Origin of the sequence: Streptomyces parvulus (assembly GCF_014648855.1) — a bacterium.
GTDB lineage: Bacteria > Actinomycetota > Actinomycetes > Streptomycetales > Streptomycetaceae > Streptomyces > Streptomyces parvulus.
The window spans coordinates 48,675-63,965 of record NZ_BMRX01000002.1; the positions used below are offsets into that span (position 1 = coordinate 48,675).

16 protein-coding genes are annotated in these 15,291 nt (G+C 72.4%); 9 read left to right on the forward strand and 7 right to left on the reverse strand.

All coding sequences use genetic code 11. The features are described 5' to 3' along the window. The first annotated feature begins 53 nt into the window (after positions 1-53). The 4 genes from IE108_RS03195 to IE108_RS03210 all read left to right on the forward strand — a co-directional run bounded on the left by IE108_RS03195 (position 54) and on the right by IE108_RS03210 (position 4,099). Positions 54-1,037, forward strand: coding sequence for an ATP-binding cassette domain-containing protein (locus tag IE108_RS03195; protein ID WP_064729880.1), 984 nt, complete (start codon positions 54-56; stop codon positions 1,035-1,037). Positions 1,038-1,039: 2 nt separating this feature from the next. Beyond that, positions 1,040-1,810, forward strand: coding sequence for an ABC transporter permease (locus IE108_RS03200; RefSeq protein WP_064729879.1), 771 nt, complete (start codon positions 1,040-1,042; stop codon positions 1,808-1,810). Between the two features lie 166 nt (positions 1,811-1,976). Further along, on the forward strand, positions 1,977-3,233 hold the full coding sequence (locus IE108_RS03205) for an ABC transporter ATP-binding protein (protein ID WP_064729878.1): 1,257 nt from the start codon (positions 1,977-1,979) through the stop codon (positions 3,231-3,233). After that, the gene (locus tag IE108_RS03210; RefSeq protein WP_064729877.1) at positions 3,230-4,099 is read left to right on the forward strand and encodes an ABC transporter permease; all 870 of its coding nucleotides are present in this window, start codon (positions 3,230-3,232) and stop codon (positions 4,097-4,099) included. Before IE108_RS03205 ends, IE108_RS03210 begins: the two co-directional genes overlap by 4 nt. Positions 4,100-4,105: 6 nt before the next feature. On the opposite strand, the gene IE108_RS03215 is transcribed toward IE108_RS03210, so the two are convergent. Beyond that, positions 4,106-4,438: an Rv1322 family protein gene (locus IE108_RS03215; protein ID WP_064729876.1), complete on the reverse strand. Its 333-nt coding sequence runs from the start codon at positions 4,436-4,438 to the stop codon at positions 4,106-4,108. Positions 4,439-4,693: 255 nt separating this feature from the next. Here IE108_RS03215 and IE108_RS03220 point away from each other — a divergent pair, with 255 nt between their 5' ends. After that, entirely contained in the window at positions 4,694-5,722 is a 1,029-nt protein-coding gene (locus tag IE108_RS03220; protein ID WP_064729875.1) for an LLM class flavin-dependent oxidoreductase, read from the forward strand. A gap of 76 nt (positions 5,723-5,798) precedes the next feature. Here IE108_RS03220 and IE108_RS03225 read toward each other — a convergent pair whose 3' ends face one another. Further along, complete coding sequence (locus IE108_RS03225) at positions 5,799-6,191, reverse strand: SCO5389 family protein (protein ID WP_055421911.1); 393 nt, start codon at positions 6,189-6,191, stop codon at positions 5,799-5,801. 279 nt (positions 6,192-6,470) lie between these two features. Between IE108_RS03225 and nucS the strand changes: the two genes are divergently transcribed. Then, on the forward strand, positions 6,471-7,142 hold the full coding sequence (gene nucS / locus IE108_RS03230; RefSeq protein WP_064729874.1) for an endonuclease NucS: 672 nt from the start codon (positions 6,471-6,473) through the stop codon (positions 7,140-7,142). Positions 7,143-7,235: 93 nt separating this feature from the next. On the opposite strand, the gene IE108_RS03235 is transcribed toward nucS, so the two are convergent. From IE108_RS03235 to IE108_RS03250, 4 genes are all read right to left on the reverse strand, one after another. Then, a complete protein-coding gene (locus IE108_RS03235; protein ID WP_064729873.1) occupies positions 7,236-9,836 on the reverse strand; it encodes an ATP-binding protein in 2,601 nt (866 codons plus the stop codon). Between the two features lie 276 nt (positions 9,837-10,112). After that, positions 10,113-10,436: an STAS domain-containing protein gene (locus IE108_RS03240; protein ID WP_003973611.1), complete on the reverse strand. Its 324-nt coding sequence runs from the start codon at positions 10,434-10,436 to the stop codon at positions 10,113-10,115. Positions 10,437-10,609: 173 nt separating this feature from the next. Continuing rightward, complete coding sequence (locus IE108_RS03245) at positions 10,610-11,458, reverse strand: 3-hydroxyacyl-CoA dehydrogenase family protein (RefSeq protein ID WP_064729872.1); 849 nt, start codon at positions 11,456-11,458, stop codon at positions 10,610-10,612. 136 nt (positions 11,459-11,594) lie between these two features. Further along, the gene (locus tag IE108_RS03250; RefSeq protein WP_064729871.1) at positions 11,595-12,236 is read right to left on the reverse strand and encodes a TetR/AcrR family transcriptional regulator; all 642 of its coding nucleotides are present in this window, start codon (positions 12,234-12,236) and stop codon (positions 11,595-11,597) included. An 81-nt stretch (positions 12,237-12,317) separates the two neighbouring features. On the opposite strand from IE108_RS03250, the gene IE108_RS03255 reads away from it, so the two are divergent. Genes IE108_RS03255 through IE108_RS03265 form a run of 3 tightly spaced genes read left to right on the forward strand, consistent with a single transcriptional unit; the run spans position 12,318 to position 14,479 of the window. Further along, the gene (locus tag IE108_RS03255; RefSeq protein ID WP_064729870.1) at positions 12,318-13,100 is read left to right on the forward strand and encodes an ABC transporter ATP-binding protein; all 783 of its coding nucleotides are present in this window, start codon (positions 12,318-12,320) and stop codon (positions 13,098-13,100) included. 43 nt (positions 13,101-13,143) lie between these two features. Beyond that, positions 13,144-13,893, forward strand: a complete 750-nt coding sequence (locus IE108_RS03260) for an ABC transporter permease (protein ID WP_064729869.1) — start codon at positions 13,144-13,146, stop codon at positions 13,891-13,893. A 13-nt stretch (positions 13,894-13,906) separates the two neighbouring features. Next, positions 13,907-14,479 (forward strand): cob(I)yrinic acid a,c-diamide adenosyltransferase, encoded by a 573-nt coding sequence (locus IE108_RS03265; RefSeq protein ID WP_064729868.1) that lies wholly within the window; start codon positions 13,907-13,909, stop codon positions 14,477-14,479. Here IE108_RS03265 and IE108_RS03270 read toward each other — a convergent pair. Continuing rightward, the gene (locus IE108_RS03270) at positions 14,476-15,150 is read right to left on the reverse strand and encodes a hypothetical protein (protein WP_229851594.1); all 675 of its coding nucleotides are present in this window, start codon (positions 15,148-15,150) and stop codon (positions 14,476-14,478) included. The genes IE108_RS03265 and IE108_RS03270 overlap by 4 nt on opposite strands. Positions 15,151-15,291: the final 141 nt, after the last annotated feature.

Sequence of the window (15,291 nt, forward strand, 5' to 3'; positions counted from 1 at the left end):
GCCTTCTGTCACTGGGGTGGCAGTGGGCCTCGTCCCGTTCTAGCGTGGGCGCCATGATCGAGCTCGAGGGGCTGACCAAGCGGTACGGCGAGAAGGTGGCGGTCAACAATCTCTCCTTCACCGTCAGACCCGGCATCATCACGGGCTTTCTCGGCCCGAACGGGGCGGGCAAGTCCACCACCATGCGCATGGTGCTGGGCCTGGACCGGCCGACCGCCGGGGACGTGCGGATCAACGGCAAGCACTACGACCAGCTGACGGACCCGCTGACGTACATCGGGGCGCTGCTGGAGGCCAAGGCCTGGCACGGCGGGCGCAGCGCCTACAACCACCTGCTGTGCCTGGCGCAGAGCAACGGCATCCCGGCGACCCGGGTCCGCGAGGTGCTGGACACGGTCGGGCTGTCGGCGGTGGCGAGGAAGAAGACCAAGGGGTTCTCGCTCGGCATGGGCCAGCGGCTCGGCATCGCCGGCGCACTGCTCGGCGACCCTCGGATCCTGATGTTCGACGAGCCGGTCAACGGCCTCGACCCCGAGGGCATCCACTGGATCCGCAACCTGATGAAGACCCTGGCCGGGCAGGGCCGCACGGTCTTCGTCTCCTCCCACCTGATGAGCGAGATGGCGCTGACCGCGGACCACCTGGTGGTCATCGGCCAGGGCAGGCTGCTGGCGGACACCTCGATGGCCGACTTCATCGCGGAGAACTCGCGCAGCTTCGTCCGGATCCGCACCCCGCACCGCGAGCGGCTGCTCGACGCGCTGCACGGCGCCGGCATCGAGGTCGTCGACAGCGGCGCCGAGGTGCTGGAGGTCGACGGCGACAAGTCGGAGGCGGTCGGCGAGCTGGCGGCGCGCAACCAGGTCGTGCTGCACGAGCTGAGTCCGCAGCGGGCCTCGCTGGAGGAGGCGTTCATGCAGCTGACGGCGGAGTCCGTGGAGTACCACGCGCACGACGGGCAGCCGGCCGGCCCGGTGCCGCCGCAGCAGCAGCAACAGCCTCAGCAGCCGTGGGGCAGCGACTGGAAGAGGGGTTGAGCATGGCGACGGCACAGGTGGTCCGGTCGGAGTGGACCAAGATCCGTTCGGTCGCGTCCACGGTGTGGACGCTGTCCCTCGCCGTGGTCGTCACCATCGCGCTCGGCATGCTGATCTCGGCGCTGTCGAAGAGCGAGTTCGACGGCATGAGCGAGCGGGACCAGCTCGCCTTCGACCCGACCTTCATCAGCTTCGCCGGCACCAGCCTCGGCCAGCTGGCGATGATCGTGTTCGGCGTGCTGGTGGTGGGCAACGAGTACAGCTCCGGGATGATCCGCACCTCGCTGGCGGCCGTGCCCCGGCGGGGCAGCTTCCTGTTCAGCAAGATCGCGGTGGCCACGGCCCTCGCCTTCGTCGTGGCCATGATCACCAGCTTCGCCACCTTCTTCCTCGGGCAGGCGATGCTGGGCGACCTCAAGGCCTCGATCGGCGATCCGGGCGTGCTGCGGGCGGTGATCGGCGGCGGCCTCTACATGACGCTGATCGCGATGTTCTCGATGGGCGTCGCGGCGATGCTGCGCTCGCCGATGCTGTCGCTGGGCATCCTGATGCCGTTCTTCTTCCTGATCTCCAACATCCTGGGCAACGTCCCGGCCACGGAGAAGGTCGGCCGCTTCCTGCCCGACCAGGCCGGCAGCAGGATCATGCAGGTGGTCACGCCGGTCGACGACGACGTCCCGTACGGCCCGTGGGGCGGCCTCGGCATCATGGTCCTGTGGGTGATCGTGTCCTTGATCGGCGGCTACGTGGTCCTGAAGCGGCGCGACGCCTAGGGCGCCGGGACGGGTCAGGGGCGGGGTGCCGGCAGGTGTACCGGACGGTTCCGTGGGGCGTCTGATTTTGCCCGGGCTTGAACGGAACCGTCAGGGCCTGGATATCCTCCTAAGCCTTACGGGGGCGTGTGCCCTGCTGTCCTGAACCTTTCGATGGGTGCGGAGCATGATCGAGGCTGTCGGCCTGACCAAGCGATACGGCGACAAGACCGCCGTGTACAACCTCTCCTTCCAGGTGCGGCCCGGTGCCGTCACCGGCTTCCTCGGGCCCAACGGCTCCGGCAAGTCGACGACGATGCGGATGATCCTCGGCCTGGACAACCCCACCGCGGGGCACGTGACGATCGGCGGCCACCCGTACCGCAAGCTGCCCAACGCGGCGCGCCACGTCGGCGCGCTGCTGGACGCCAAGGCGGTGCACGGCGGCCGGGCCGCCCGCAACCACCTGCTCAGCCTCGCCCAGCTGTCCGGCATCCCGGCCCGCCGGGTGGACGAGGTGCTCGGCGTGGTCGGCCTCCAGGACGTGGCCAAGCGGCGCTCCAAGGGCTTCTCGCTCGGCATGGGCCAGCGGCTCGGCATCGCCGCGGCGCTGCTCGGCGACCCCCAGGTGCTGCTCTTCGACGAGCCGGTCAACGGCCTCGACCCCGAGGGCATCCACTGGGTGCGCAATCTGATGAAGGCGCTCGCGGCGGAGGGCCGCACCGTCTTCGTCTCCTCGCACCTGATGAGCGAGATGGCGCTCACCGCGGACCACCTGATCGTCATCGGGCGCGGCCAGCTGCTCGCCGACATGAGCGTGACGGAGTTCATCTCGGCCAACTCCGCCGACTTCGCGCGGGTGCGGACGCCGGACTCCGAGCCGCAGCTGCGCGAGAAGCTGACCGGCGCGCTGACCGAGGCCGGCGGCCACGTGCTGCCCGAGCAGGACGGCGCGCTGCGCGTGACCGGCCTCCCTCTCCCCCGGATCAGCGACATCGCGCACGGCAGCGACGTCCGGCTGTGGGAGCTGTCGCCGCACCAGGCCTCCCTGGAGGAGGCGTACATGCGGATGACGCAGGGCGCCGTGGACTACCGGTCGACCGCGGACCAGAAGGCGGGCCTCCAGCAGCCGCTGCCGCCGGGCGCGCAGCCGCCGATGCCGGTGCCCGGTCAGGGCCAGCCCGGCTGGTACGCCCCGCCGCCGCCCCAGCAGGGCGGTCAGCCCTTCGCGGCGGCGCAGGGCGCGCCCGGCCACGCCCCCGCGGGTCCGTACGGCGCCCCGGCGGCGCCCGGCGCACCGCCGGCCAACCCGTACGCGGCCCAGCAGCCGCCGCGGCCGTCCGGGCCCGCCGCCCCGGCCCCCGCGCCGCCCGCCGCGAGCCCCGCCCCGCTGCCCGCCTCCGCGCCCGTCACCAACCCGACCAAGCCCGAGGACGCCCGATGAGCACGCCCCAGCCGCCGACCCCGCAGGCCGCCCCCGACTGGCACCCGGCGCCCGCCTCGCCGTACCCCACCTACACGTCGCCGATCCCGGTGGTGCGCACGACCCTCGTGCACGCGCTCGCCTCCGAGTGGACGAAGATCAAGTCAGTGCGCTCGACGATGTGGACGCTCGGCGTGTTCGTCCTGCTGGTCATCGGCATCGGGCTGCTGACCGGCGCGGTGGTGGCGAACTCGTCCTCCGACCTGGCCGGCGAGAGCGCGCTGAGCCTCGGCTTCTTCGGGCTGCTGCTCGGCAGCATCTGCGTGATCACGCTCGGCGTGATGACCACCGCCTCGGAGTACGGCACCGGCATGATCCGTACGACGATGACGGCCTGCCCGAGCCGCGGCCGGGTGCTGACGGCGAAGGCGATCGTCTTCTTCCTGGTCGCCTTCGTGGTGACGCTGGTCTCCGCGACGCTGGTCGCCCTCGCGCACGTCGCCATGCTGGAGGGCAACGGCGCGGCCGACCCCACCGGCACCGAGTGGCTGAAGGGCACCGTCGGCGTCTCGCTGTACATCGCGCTGCTCGGCCTGCTCTCGCTGGCCGTCGGCTCGGTCATCCGGCACTCGGCGGGCGCCATCACCATCATGATCGGCGTGCTGCTCGCGCCGCTTGTGATCGCGCTGTTCATGTTCTCGGAGTCCCTGAAGGACGTCCAGCAGGCCCTGTTCGAGTACTCGATCCCGAACCAGATGAGCATCTTCTACGCCAACTCGCTCTCCGAGTCGGGCCCCTCGGGCTGGGATCCGCTGTGGATCCTGCTCGGTGTGACGGCGGCCGCGTTCGCCGGCGCCTTCGCGCTGCTGGAGAAGCGGGACGTCTGAGGCGGCTCAGAACCTGGGCGCGTTACGGGACCGCTGCACCCGCGTGGTGCGGCGGTCCTTCGCGTTCCAGCAGGCCTTGTGCCAGTGCCGGCGGTCGTCGACACCCGAGTGCGCGGGCCAGGCCACCACGTGCGGGACGCCGTCCGGAATCAGCTGGTCGCAGCCCGGGCAGCGGTACGACTTCCCCTGTGCGCTCGCGCCCGCCACGTGCCGGACGTTCCACTCCTCGCCCTGCCAGCTCTCCGACGACTGCCAGCCGCCGTAGCGTCCGGCACCGTCGTCCTCGGCGCTCCGGCCGGACGAACCGGATCCGTTGGGTCGGTTGCGACGCGGGGACACGGGACACCTCACGGAGCTATACAGGAAGTACGGGCGGCGTCCAGCCTACGCGGCACGGACAGGGGTACGCGTACGCCGCCAAACACCGCAACTCCCCCGTGCGGTGTTTCCGTCGGCGCCCCGCGCGCCCCGCCGCGACGGCCGATTCTCCAGACAATCCGCAAAATCCTCCGTCCGGCCGTGTCCTCGGCACGTGTCAGGCGGTTATGCCGTGTGGGGGAGCTCCGTGTCGGGGCCGAGGAAGCGGGAAAAGCAATGCGCGTTGGAAGTTTCGTGTTGGGGGCCCAGTTCCCGGGCCAGGGTCAGGGGGAGGCGCTGCACCGCGCGGTCCGCTCGGCCGAGGTCGCCGAGGAGGCCGGGCTCGACGCCGTCTGGCTGGCCGAGCACCACTTCGTGCCGTACGGCACGTGTCCGTCGGCCGTGACGCTGGCCGCGCTGCTGCTGGGCCGCACCCGGCGCATCCGGGTCGGCACCGCGGTCAGCGTGCTGCCCACCGTCCACCCCGTGGCGCTCGGCGAGCAGGCCGCGCTGCTGCACGTCACGAGCGGGGGCCGGTTCTCGCTGGGCGTCGGCCGGGGCGGCCCGTGGGTCGACCTGGAGGTCTTCGGCGCGGGCCTGGAGGCGTACGAGCAGGGGTTCCCGGAGTCGCTCGACCTCCTGGTCCGCTGGCTGCGCGAGCCGGCCGTGGGCGCCTCGGGGGAGCGCTTCAGCTTCCGCGAGGTGCCCGTCGTCCCGCGCCCCTCGGAGGCGCTCTCGGAGGCGGCGGGGCCGGAGGTCGTCGTCGCCTGCACCTCTCCGTCGAGCGTGCGCACGGCGGCCGAGCGGGGGCTGCCCATGCTGCTGGGCATGCACGTCGGCGACGAGGAGAAGGCCGAGATGGTCGCCCTGTGGCGGCGCCACGCGCGAGCTGCCGGACGCCCGGCGGCGGAGGTCGACGGCGCGGCCCACGTGTCGGCCGGCGTCTGCCAGATCGCCGACCGGCGCACCGACGCGGCGGAGACGCTGCTCAAGGCGATGCCGGGCTGGCTGCGGCAGGGCCTGGGCGCGCACGTCACCGTGGACGGCCGGACCCGGCGCATGCGCGACCCGCACGAGTACACCGAACTGCTCTGCGGGCTGCACCCGGTGGGCACGCCCCGGCTCTGCGCGGACCGGCTGGCGGCGACCTCCGAGCGCACCGGCATCTCCCGCTTCGCGCTGCTCGTCGAGGGCTCCGGGGACCTCGCGGCGACCGAGGAGAACGTACGGCGCCTCGGCGCCGAGGTGCTCCCCCAGCTCAGCTGAGGCCGTGGGCGGGGAGCTTGCCGCTCCGGTACAGAACTGCACCTCCCGCGTACGGAGCGGCAAGCGGACGACTCGGTCAGCAGTCGCGGAATTCGGGCGACTGGTTCAGCACCTGGCTGCGCACCGAGGTGAAGCGGGTCAGTTTCTCGTCGACGGAGGAGTCCAACGGGAACACCGCCACCCGGTGGCAGTTCTGGAAGGCCAGCCGCACCCCGAAGTGCCGCTGCAGTGCGCCGCGTATGGCGTCACTCGCGAGCGCACGCAGCAGCTGACCGCGCGCCTGCTCGTCCGGCGGAGGCGTCTGGTTGTCGGCGAACGCACCGCCGTCGACCTTCAGCTGTGCCACCAGGGAGCTGACCATCTCCCATGCGTAGGGCAGGGAAGTCCGGACGCAGTCGACGAAGGCTGCTTCGTCGACCTCGCCTCGCTCGGCCTGTTCGAGTAGGGCCGGTGAGACGTCGAGCGACATGGGTTCTCCTCTCGCACCCCCGACGGGCGGGGGTTGCCGGACAGTTGAGGGAATTCGCGATACCGAACACGCTGCGTACACAGTTCGCGACCTCCCGTTCAATACCGTAAGCAACCGATCGTGACCGCACCAGGAGAATGCCGAGATGGGCACCATCCGACCGGCGCACAATCGGCCAGTGCGCAAGACGGGGTCAATGGGAGAAGTGGGACAGCCCGCGGGGTGCCCGGGTACGGGCGAATCGCGTCGGGCCGGGCACGTCGAGTAGCGTTGCCGACCATGCGTCTCGTCATTGCCCGCTGCTCCGTCGACTACGCCGGACGGCTCACCGCCCACCTGCCCTCGGCCCCCCGGCTGATCCTGGTCAAGGCGGACGGCAGCGTCTCGATCCACGCCGACGACCGGGCCTACAAGCCCCTCAACTGGATGTCGCCGCCCTGCACCCTGAAGGAGGGCACGGGCGAGGAGGAGGGCGTCTGGACCGTCGTCAACAAGGCGGGCGAGAAGCTCATCATCACGATGGAGGAGGTCCTCCACGACTCCTCGCACGAACTGGGCGTCGACCCCGGCCTGATCAAGGACGGCGTGGAAGCGCACCTCCAGGAGCTGCTCGCCGACCGCATCGAGACGCTGGGCGAGGGCTACACCCTCATCCGCCGCGAGTACATGACGGCCATCGGCCCCGTCGACATCCTGTGCCGGGACGCCGACGGCGGGACGGTCGCGGTCGAGATCAAGCGCCGCGGCGAGATCGACGGCGTGGAGCAACTCACGCGCTACCTGGAGCTGTTGAACCGCGATCCCCATCTCGCCCCGGTGCGCGGCGTGTTCGCCGCCCAGGAGATCAAGCCGCAGGCGCGCGTGCTGGCGACGGACCGCGGCATCGGCTGCCAGGTGCTGGACTACAACGCCATGCGGGGCATCGAGGACGACAAGCTGCGGCTGTTCTGAGCCGCGCGTCCCCCACGGCGTGGGGGCACGGCGTACGGGAGGGCCGGGTCCGCACAAGGACCCGGCCCTCCCGTCGTGCCGCCTTCGGGCACCTCAGATGATCTGTTCCGCCGCCGGGTCCGCGCCGCCCGGCGTACCGGTGCCCGTGCCGGCACTGCTCTGCGTGGCGCTCGGGGTGTCCCCGGGCGAACCGGCGGTGCTGGTCGGCGACACCGGTCCGCCGGCGCTGTTGGAGGTCTCCGGCGCCGACGGCGAGGTGGTCTCGGTGTCGGTGGGCTCCGGCGAGGTCGGCTCGGAATCCGACGGCGTCGGCTCGGTCGGCTCGGTCTCCGTCGGCCTGGGCGAGGACGGCCTCGTCGTCGGCGAACTGGGCGACTTGGTGGGCGTGTCCGGCGAGTCCGGGTCGTCCGGGCTCTCGTCGTCGCCGGGGGCGCCGGTGCTGCCGGGGCCGCTCGGCGACTGGGAGGGCCGCCCGGACTCGGAGGGCGTCGGCGCGCCGGGCGTGCCCGAGTCGCTCGGCCGGCCGGTGGTGCCCTGGCCCTGCCCGTCGTCGGACGGACGGTCGGCGCCGAGGTCGCCGTCGTCGATGCCCTGGCTGGCCGACGGGTTGACGCCGACCTCGTTGGACGGGTCGCCCGGGTCGTTCTCGGAGGTGGCGCCGAGGGTCACGACGGTGCCGAGCACGGCGACGAGCAGCGCGCCCGCACCGGCGGCGACGAGGTTGCGCCGCGCGAAGCCCTTGATGCCGCTGCCGACCGTCCGGGACGGCTCCTCGGCCCGCTCGCGGCTGGTGACCAGGGTCGGGGACTGCGGGGGCGGCTGGAGCGGCGGGAAGGGCGCGGGGACACCGAGGGACGGCGTCACGGGTCCCTCCTGCCCGGTCTCGGCCGGCTCCTCCCCGGCCGTCGGGCCGAAGCCGGCGGCGAGGGCCCCGGGGCCCGCCGCGGCGCCGAGGGCGACGGCGCCGGCGCCCGGCCCCGGGGTGTCCCCGGCCCGGTCGGCGACCAGGGTGAGGGCACGGCGGCCGGCGACGGCGCCCCGCTTGTCGGAGAGCGCGCCGCGCAGCCCGATGGAGGCCTCCAGCTCGGCGCGGGCCCGGTCGAGCTGGTCCTCGCAGAGGGCGAGGACGCCGAGTTCGTGGTGGAAGTAGGCCTGCTCGGCGACGTCGCCGGCGAGCCGGGAGGCCTCGGTGCCGGACCTGAGGGCCCGCTCCCACGCGCTCCAGTGCAGCCCGGCGGCGAACGCGGGTGCCGCGGTGCGGGCCAGCTGGACGGCGGGGCTCTCCTCGTCGTCCGCCGTCCGCGTGGTCGCCGGCACCAGCACCGCGAGGGCGGCCAGCACGGCGTCGGCCTCGGCGCAGACCCGCTCGGGGGTGACCGAGGGGTGCCCGGTCCACCAGGCGTAGTGCTGGGCGGCCTCCAGCGCGCGGTCCCGTACGCCGTCGGTGTATCCGGCGCTCTCCAGCTGGGTGAGGACCCCGGCGGCCAGCCGGTAGCGGGAGCCGACCGGCGAGACCAGTCCGCAGTCGGCCAGCTCGCCGAGGGCGGCGTCCGCGTGGGTGTCGCCGACCAGCGCGGGCAGGTGCGCCTGGTGCGGCAGCTCGCCGCCGAGGGCGACGGCGAACTCCAGGGTGGCGCGGGCCGAGGCGCTCAGCCGGGAGGCGAGCAGCGGCGCGGGCGCGGCGGCCTCGCCGAGGGACGGCAGGGGCGAGACGTCGTCTGCCGGGTCGGCGTCGTGGGGCGTGTCGTCGGCCGGGCGGGCGTCGGCGAAGACGCCGAACTCGTCCACGGCCTCCGCCCCGGCCCGCAGCCGGTCGCGGCGGCGCAGCAGGGCGCCGGCCTGGACGAAGCGCAGGGGCAGGCCCTCGGACTCGAACCAGAGGTCGCCGGCCCAGTTGGCCTCTTCCTCGGTGAGCGTGCGGCCGGCGGCGCGCTCCAGCAGCTCGACGCCGTCGGAGCGGTCCAGGCCGGTGAGGAAGACCTCCTCGACGGCCGAGTCGGCGGAGGGGGCGGGGACGTCGGGCGTGGCGCCGATGAGGAAGGCGCACTCGGGGGTGGCCTCCAGCAGCTCGTCGAGGGCGGCGCCGCCGAACTCGATGTCGTCCAGGACGACGACGGCGCCCACGGCCCGCAGGTGCCCGAGCAGCTCCTCGCGGCCGGGGCGGTGCAGGGGGGCGCGGTGGACGGCGTGGAAGAGGTCGTGCAGGAGGTCGTCGGCGGAGCGGTGGAAGCCGTTCAGGCGGACGACGCCGTCGGGGGCGAGGCCGGCGCAGTCCTCGGCGACGAGGTCGAGGAGGCTGGTGCGGCCGGAGCCGCCGGGGCCGGTGAGGCGGACGGAGCGGCCGCGGGCGAGCAGCCGGACCAGGCGTTCGCGCTCGTCCTCGCGGGCCAGCAGGCCCAGCACGGTCCGGGTGGGTCCCGGCGGGACGGGCGGCAGGGCGGCCCGGGCCGTCTCCGCGCGTTCAGCGGCGGTGAGCTTCCGCGGCGCGGGGGGCCGCTCGGCGGGCGGGCAGACCTCGATCTCGCTGCCGTCGACGGGGTTGACGGTGAGCAGGAAGTCGCCGGCGGCCAGCTGCACCGTGCGGGCCTGCGCGGGCTGGCCGAAGTCGGAGGTGAGGGGATCCCTGGGCGGCCGCGGGCGCGGCGTGTCGCCGTCGTGGCCGTACTCCTCGGGTCCCCGGGTGTTCGGGTCCATCGGTTCAAGCCCCCCAAAAGCGTCGTGTGCAGGGCCCCGGTCGGGACCACCCTCCCGGCCTTGCCGCACTCCGCGCTGTCGCTTCTGGTCCGGTCCCGCCGATGGGTTCACAAAGGGGCGGGCAGCCCGACCCTAAACCTTCCCTCGGCGTCTCCGACAGCCCGGGGTGCCGTCCCGTCCGAGACGTCACGGTGTCGTGAGGATTGTGTGTGTCGGGATGGTTCGCCGGGCGGTGTCCGGGTCGCTCCCGGCCCGCCGGGGCCGCACCGGACGGGCTCAGACCCTGGGGAGGGTCTCCACGCCGATGCCGCCCTCGATGGCCAGGATCCGGTGGAGCCTGGTGGCCACCAGCAGGCGCTGCATCTGGGGTGGGACCCCGCGCAGCACCAGCCGCCGGCCGCAGCGGCCGGCCCGCCGGTGGGCTCCCATGATCACGCCGAGGCCGGTCGCGTCCCAGGAGTCCAGCTCTGACAGGTCCAGCACCAGGTCGCCGACTCCGTCGTCGACGGCCGAGTGCAGGACCGTACGGGCGTCCGCCGCGCTGCGGACGTCGAGGCGGCCCCCGACGACCAGCTCGACGTGGTCGCCCCTGATGTGCATATGCGCTCCCCGGCGTGCGTCCTTGTTCGTCTCTTCGACTCTTCGACGTGATCTCTCGGCGATATCAGGTGTTGCAACCTCTGACTGGCCGAAACGACCGGAGGTTGCCGCCTGTAAGCGAACCGATACCGAATTCACCCCGGCGTGTGATGTCTCCCGGGGCCGATGGGACTTCAGTGCTTGTAGAAGCCCTGCCCGCTCTTGCGGCCGATGTCACCGGCGTCCACCATCCGGCGCATCAACTCCGGCGGGGCGAACTTCTCGTCCTGGGACTCGGTGTAGATGTTGCCCGTGGCGTGCAGCAGGATGTCGACGCCCGTCAGGTCCGCGGTGGCCAGCGGCCCCATGGCGTGGCCGAAGCCCAGCTTGCAGGCGAGGTCGATGTCCTCGGCGGTGGCGACGCCCGACTCGTACAGCTTCGCGGCCTCGACGACGAGGGCGGAGATGAGGCGGGTGGTGACGAAGCCGGCGACGTCGCGGTTGACGACGATGCAGGTCTTGCCGGTGGACTCGGCGAACTCCCGTGCGGTGGCCAGGGTTTCGTCGCTGGTCTTGTAGCCGCGCACCAGCTCGCACAGCTGCATCATGGGGACCGGCGAGAAGAAGTGGGTGCCGACGACCCGTTCGGGGCGCTCCGTCACGGCCGCGATCTTGGTGATCGGGATGGCGGAGGTGTTGGACGCGAGGATCGCCCCGTCCTTCACCAGCTTGTCGAGCGCGCGGAAGATCTCGTGCTTGACCTCGAGCTTCTCGAAGACGGCCTCCACGACCACGTCCGCGTCCGCGACGGCTTCCAGGTCGCTGGTCGCGGTGATCCGCGCGAGGGCGGCGTCGGCCTCCTCGGCCGCCAGCTTCCCCTTGGCGACGAACTTGTCGTACGAGGTGCGGATGGAGTCCGTGCCGCGCCGCAGCGCCTCGTCGGTGACGTCCCGCAGGACGACCTCCCAGCCCGCCTGCGCGGCGACCTGGGCGATGCCGGACCCCATGAGGCCGGCTCCGATGACGGCGAGCTTCCGTGCCACTGTGCGACTCCCCTGATACAAGCTGTCCTTGGTCTCTCGGCCGGAGATTAGCGGGCATGGCGGGCTGTGTGACCGGTTAGTAACGCGCGTCACGTCTCACATGACGGACATCACACCGACGTGTGTCATTCGGGTGTCACTCCGCGCCCCGGACGGCGTAGTTGAGCACCCTCGCACTCAACAGCTCCTCCATCTCGTCCAGGAGCAGCAGCATCTCGCGGGAGACCTCGGCGGGCTTCCCGCCCGCCACCATGCGCTGGCCGATCCCCATCATCACCGTGCCGTGCAGCCAGTTGATCTGACCGGCCATCAGACCGGGCAGCGGGTCGCCGGGCGCGGCGCCGGTCTCCTCCCGGAGGGTCACCTCCAGGTTGACGAGGACCTCCTGGCCGATGGCCCACATCCTGGACCGCAGCGCGGGCGACTCCTGCACGACCTTCATGAACCCGGCGTATCCGTCCATCAGGCCCACGCGGGGAGAGACCGACTCGACCTCGTCGCGCAGCTCGCGCAGGACGGCGTACGCGGCGGACTCGCCGTCGGGCCGGCCGCGCACCCAGCGCGACAGCCGGTCGGTCACACCCTTGGAGCGGTCGAGGAACAGGTCCTCCTTGGCCGGGAAGTAGTTGTAGACGGTGTTCACGGAGACGTCCGCGGCGCGGGCGACCTCGGCGACCGTCACCGCCTCGAAACCGCGCTCCAGGAACAGCCCCGTGGCTACATCCGAGATGTACTGCCGGGTCTGCCGCTTCTTCCGCTCCCTGAGTCCCTCGGCCATGGCGCCATCCTAGGCTTCGCTGGTACCGGTCAAAACTTGGGGGCGTTGCAAAATTTAAGTGACTCTGTTTTTCTGGGGCGCATGGCAATCATCAGTACGGCGGGCCTGTCCCGGACCTTCGCGACCGCGCGCGGCCCGGTCGAGGCCGTGCGCGGCATCGACCTGACCGTCCACGAGGGCGAGATCCTCGGCTTCCTGGGCCCCAACGGCGCCGGCAAGACGACCACGCTGCGGATGCTCACCACGCTGCTCGCCCCCACCGGCGGCGCGGCCACCGTGGCCGGCCACGACCTGGCGACCGACGCCGCGGGGGTGCGCCGGGCGTGCGGGTACGTGGCGCAGTCGGGCGGGGTGGACACGCAGATCAGCGTGCGGGAGGAGCTGGTCACCCAGGGCCGCCTGTACCGGCTGAGCCGGGCACGGGCGGAGGAGCGCGCGGACGAACTCGCCCGCGACCTGGACCTGACCGGCCTCCTGGACCGCAAGTGCGGCGCCCTCTCCGGCGGCCAGCGGCGCCGGCTGGACATCGCCATGGCGCTCACGCACCGCCCGAAGGTGCTCTTCCTGGACGAGCCGACCACCGGACTCGACCCGGGCAGCCGCGCCGGCCTGTGGGACCTGGTCCGCCGGCTGCGCGACGAGCAGGGCACCACCGTCTTCCTGACCACCCACTACCTCGACGAGGCCGACGCGCTCTCCGACCGGCTGGTGGTCGTGGACGGCGGTGTGGTGGTCGCCGAGGGCACGCCGAGCGCCCTGAAGCTGGAGTACGGCGGCTCGGTCGACGCCCCGCTCCAGGACACGTTCCTCGCCATCACCGGCCGCGCCGCCGCGCCCGCCGACGCCGCGCCCGTGGCCGTATAGCGCCCGGTGGCCGAACAGAACCCCGAGACCGGAGGCTGATCCGATGCTGTTCCACGACACCGCGCTCATCTACGGCCGCTATCTGCGCCAGTCGCTGCGGTCCCGCTTCGCGCTGCTGTTCGGCGTGCTGATGCCGCTGCTGTACCTGCTCTTCTTCGGTCCGCTGCTGACCGGTCTGCCGCTCGGCGGGCGGGGCAGCTCCTGGCAGGTGCTGGTGCCGGGCCTGCTGCTCCAGCTGGGGCTCTTCGGCGCCTCCTTCGCCGGCTTCTCGGTCATTATCGAGAACGGCCAGGGCGTGGTGGAACGCATGCGCGTGACGCCGGTCGGCCGGCCGGCGCTGCTCCTGGGCCGGGTGCTGCGGGACGCCACGGTCTTCGCCTTCCAGGCGGTGCTGCTGGTGCTGGCGGCCGTGGCGATGGGCCTGCGGGCGCCGCTGTTCGGCGTGCTGATCGGCTTCGCGTTCGTCGCCCTGCTCACGGTGTCGCTGGCGTCGCTGTCGTACGCGCTGGCGATGAAGGTGCGGACCCCGCAGGAGTTCGGGCCGACGGTCAACGCGCTGACCATGCCGTCGATGCTGCTGTCCGGCCTGATGCTGCCGATGACCCTGGGACCTGCGTGGCTGGACGTGCTGTCGCACCTGATGCCGTTCCGCTATCTGGTGGACGCGGTGCGGGACGCGTACGTCGGCAGCTACGCGACGGAGCACATGCTGTACGGCACGCTGGTGGCGCTCGCGTTCACCGCACTGGCCGTGACGGCGGGCACACGCGTGTTCCGCACCGCCGGTGCGTAACTAGGCTGGCCCCATGGTCAACCTGACGCGCATCTACACCCGGACCGGCGACCAGGGCACCACCGCCCTCGGTGACATGAGCCGGGTCCCGAAGACCGACCTCCGGATCTCGGCGTACGCCGACGCCAACGAGGCGAACGCGGTGATCGGCACCGCGATCGCGCTGGGCGGGCTGCCGGAGGACGTCGTCAAGGTCCTCGTCCGGGTCCAGAACGACCTGTTCGACGTGGGCGCGGACCTGTCGACGCCGGTGGTGGAGAACCCGGAGTTCCCGCCGCTCAGGGTCGAGCAGTTCTACGTCGACAAGCTGGAGGCGGACTGCGACCGCTACCTGGCCGAGGTGGAGAAGCTCCGCTCCTTCATCCTGCCCGGCGGCACGCCCGGCGCGGCGCTGCTGCACCAGGCGTGCACGGTGGTGCGGCGGGCCGAGCGCTCGACCTGGGCGGCCCTGGAGGCCCACGGGGAGACCATGAACCCGCTCACCGCGACCTACCTCAACCGGCTGTCCGACCTCCTGTTCATCCTGGCCCGCACGGCGAACAAGGAGGTCGGGGACGTGCTGTGGGTGCCGGGCGGCGAGCGCTAGACGCTCCGCTCGGTGGGGCGGGGGGCCGTGTCGTCGTACGGCTGCGGGTCCGTCGTGGCTGGGCGCGCCCACGCGGCGGAGCCGCATGTCGGATCAGGGCCCCGCGCCCCTTCGGGGCGCTCCTCGGGGCGCTCGCCCGACGGGGCCCTTTTCGGCCAGATCGCGTAGGTGAGGGCGATCAGGCCGTGGATGCCGGCCGCGCGCCAGGCCGTGTACTGCCAGCTCTCCAGGGACGTGGTGCGGCTCGGGTCGTCCACGTACCACATGGCGAGCTGCAGCAGCCCGGTCGCCACCGCGGCCGCGACCAGCGTGCCGAGCCACACCCTGCCCTCGTGCCGGGCGCGGGCCATGCCGTAGCGCGGGGGCCCGGCCGGCCTGGGGGCGCCGCCGATCCGGTGGGCCGCGTGTCCGTCGAGCCACTTCACGGTGCGGTGACCGTGGCCGACGGTGTAGCCGATGTACAGCGCCGCGAGGCCGTGCTTCCAGCTCGGGTCGGCGCCGTTCTTCAGGTCCAGCGCGGTGACCACCAGCAGCACGACCTCAAGCAGCGGCTCGCACAGCAGCAAGGCCATGCCGGTGCGCGGCATCCGCAGCAGGTAGCGCGCGGCCAGCCCGGCGGCGAGCAGCACCCAGAAGCCGATCTCGCAGACGATGATCAGGGTGACGATCACGGTTCGCTCCTCTCGATCGCCCTTCCAGGCTCCCGTGCCGCCCGCCGCGGATCGTCGTCGCCGGTGACGAACCTCCGGTACATCGAAAGATGCAGTGCGGGACCCTTCCCGGGCATCAGGCGTGCGGGCCCGGGGCCGTGT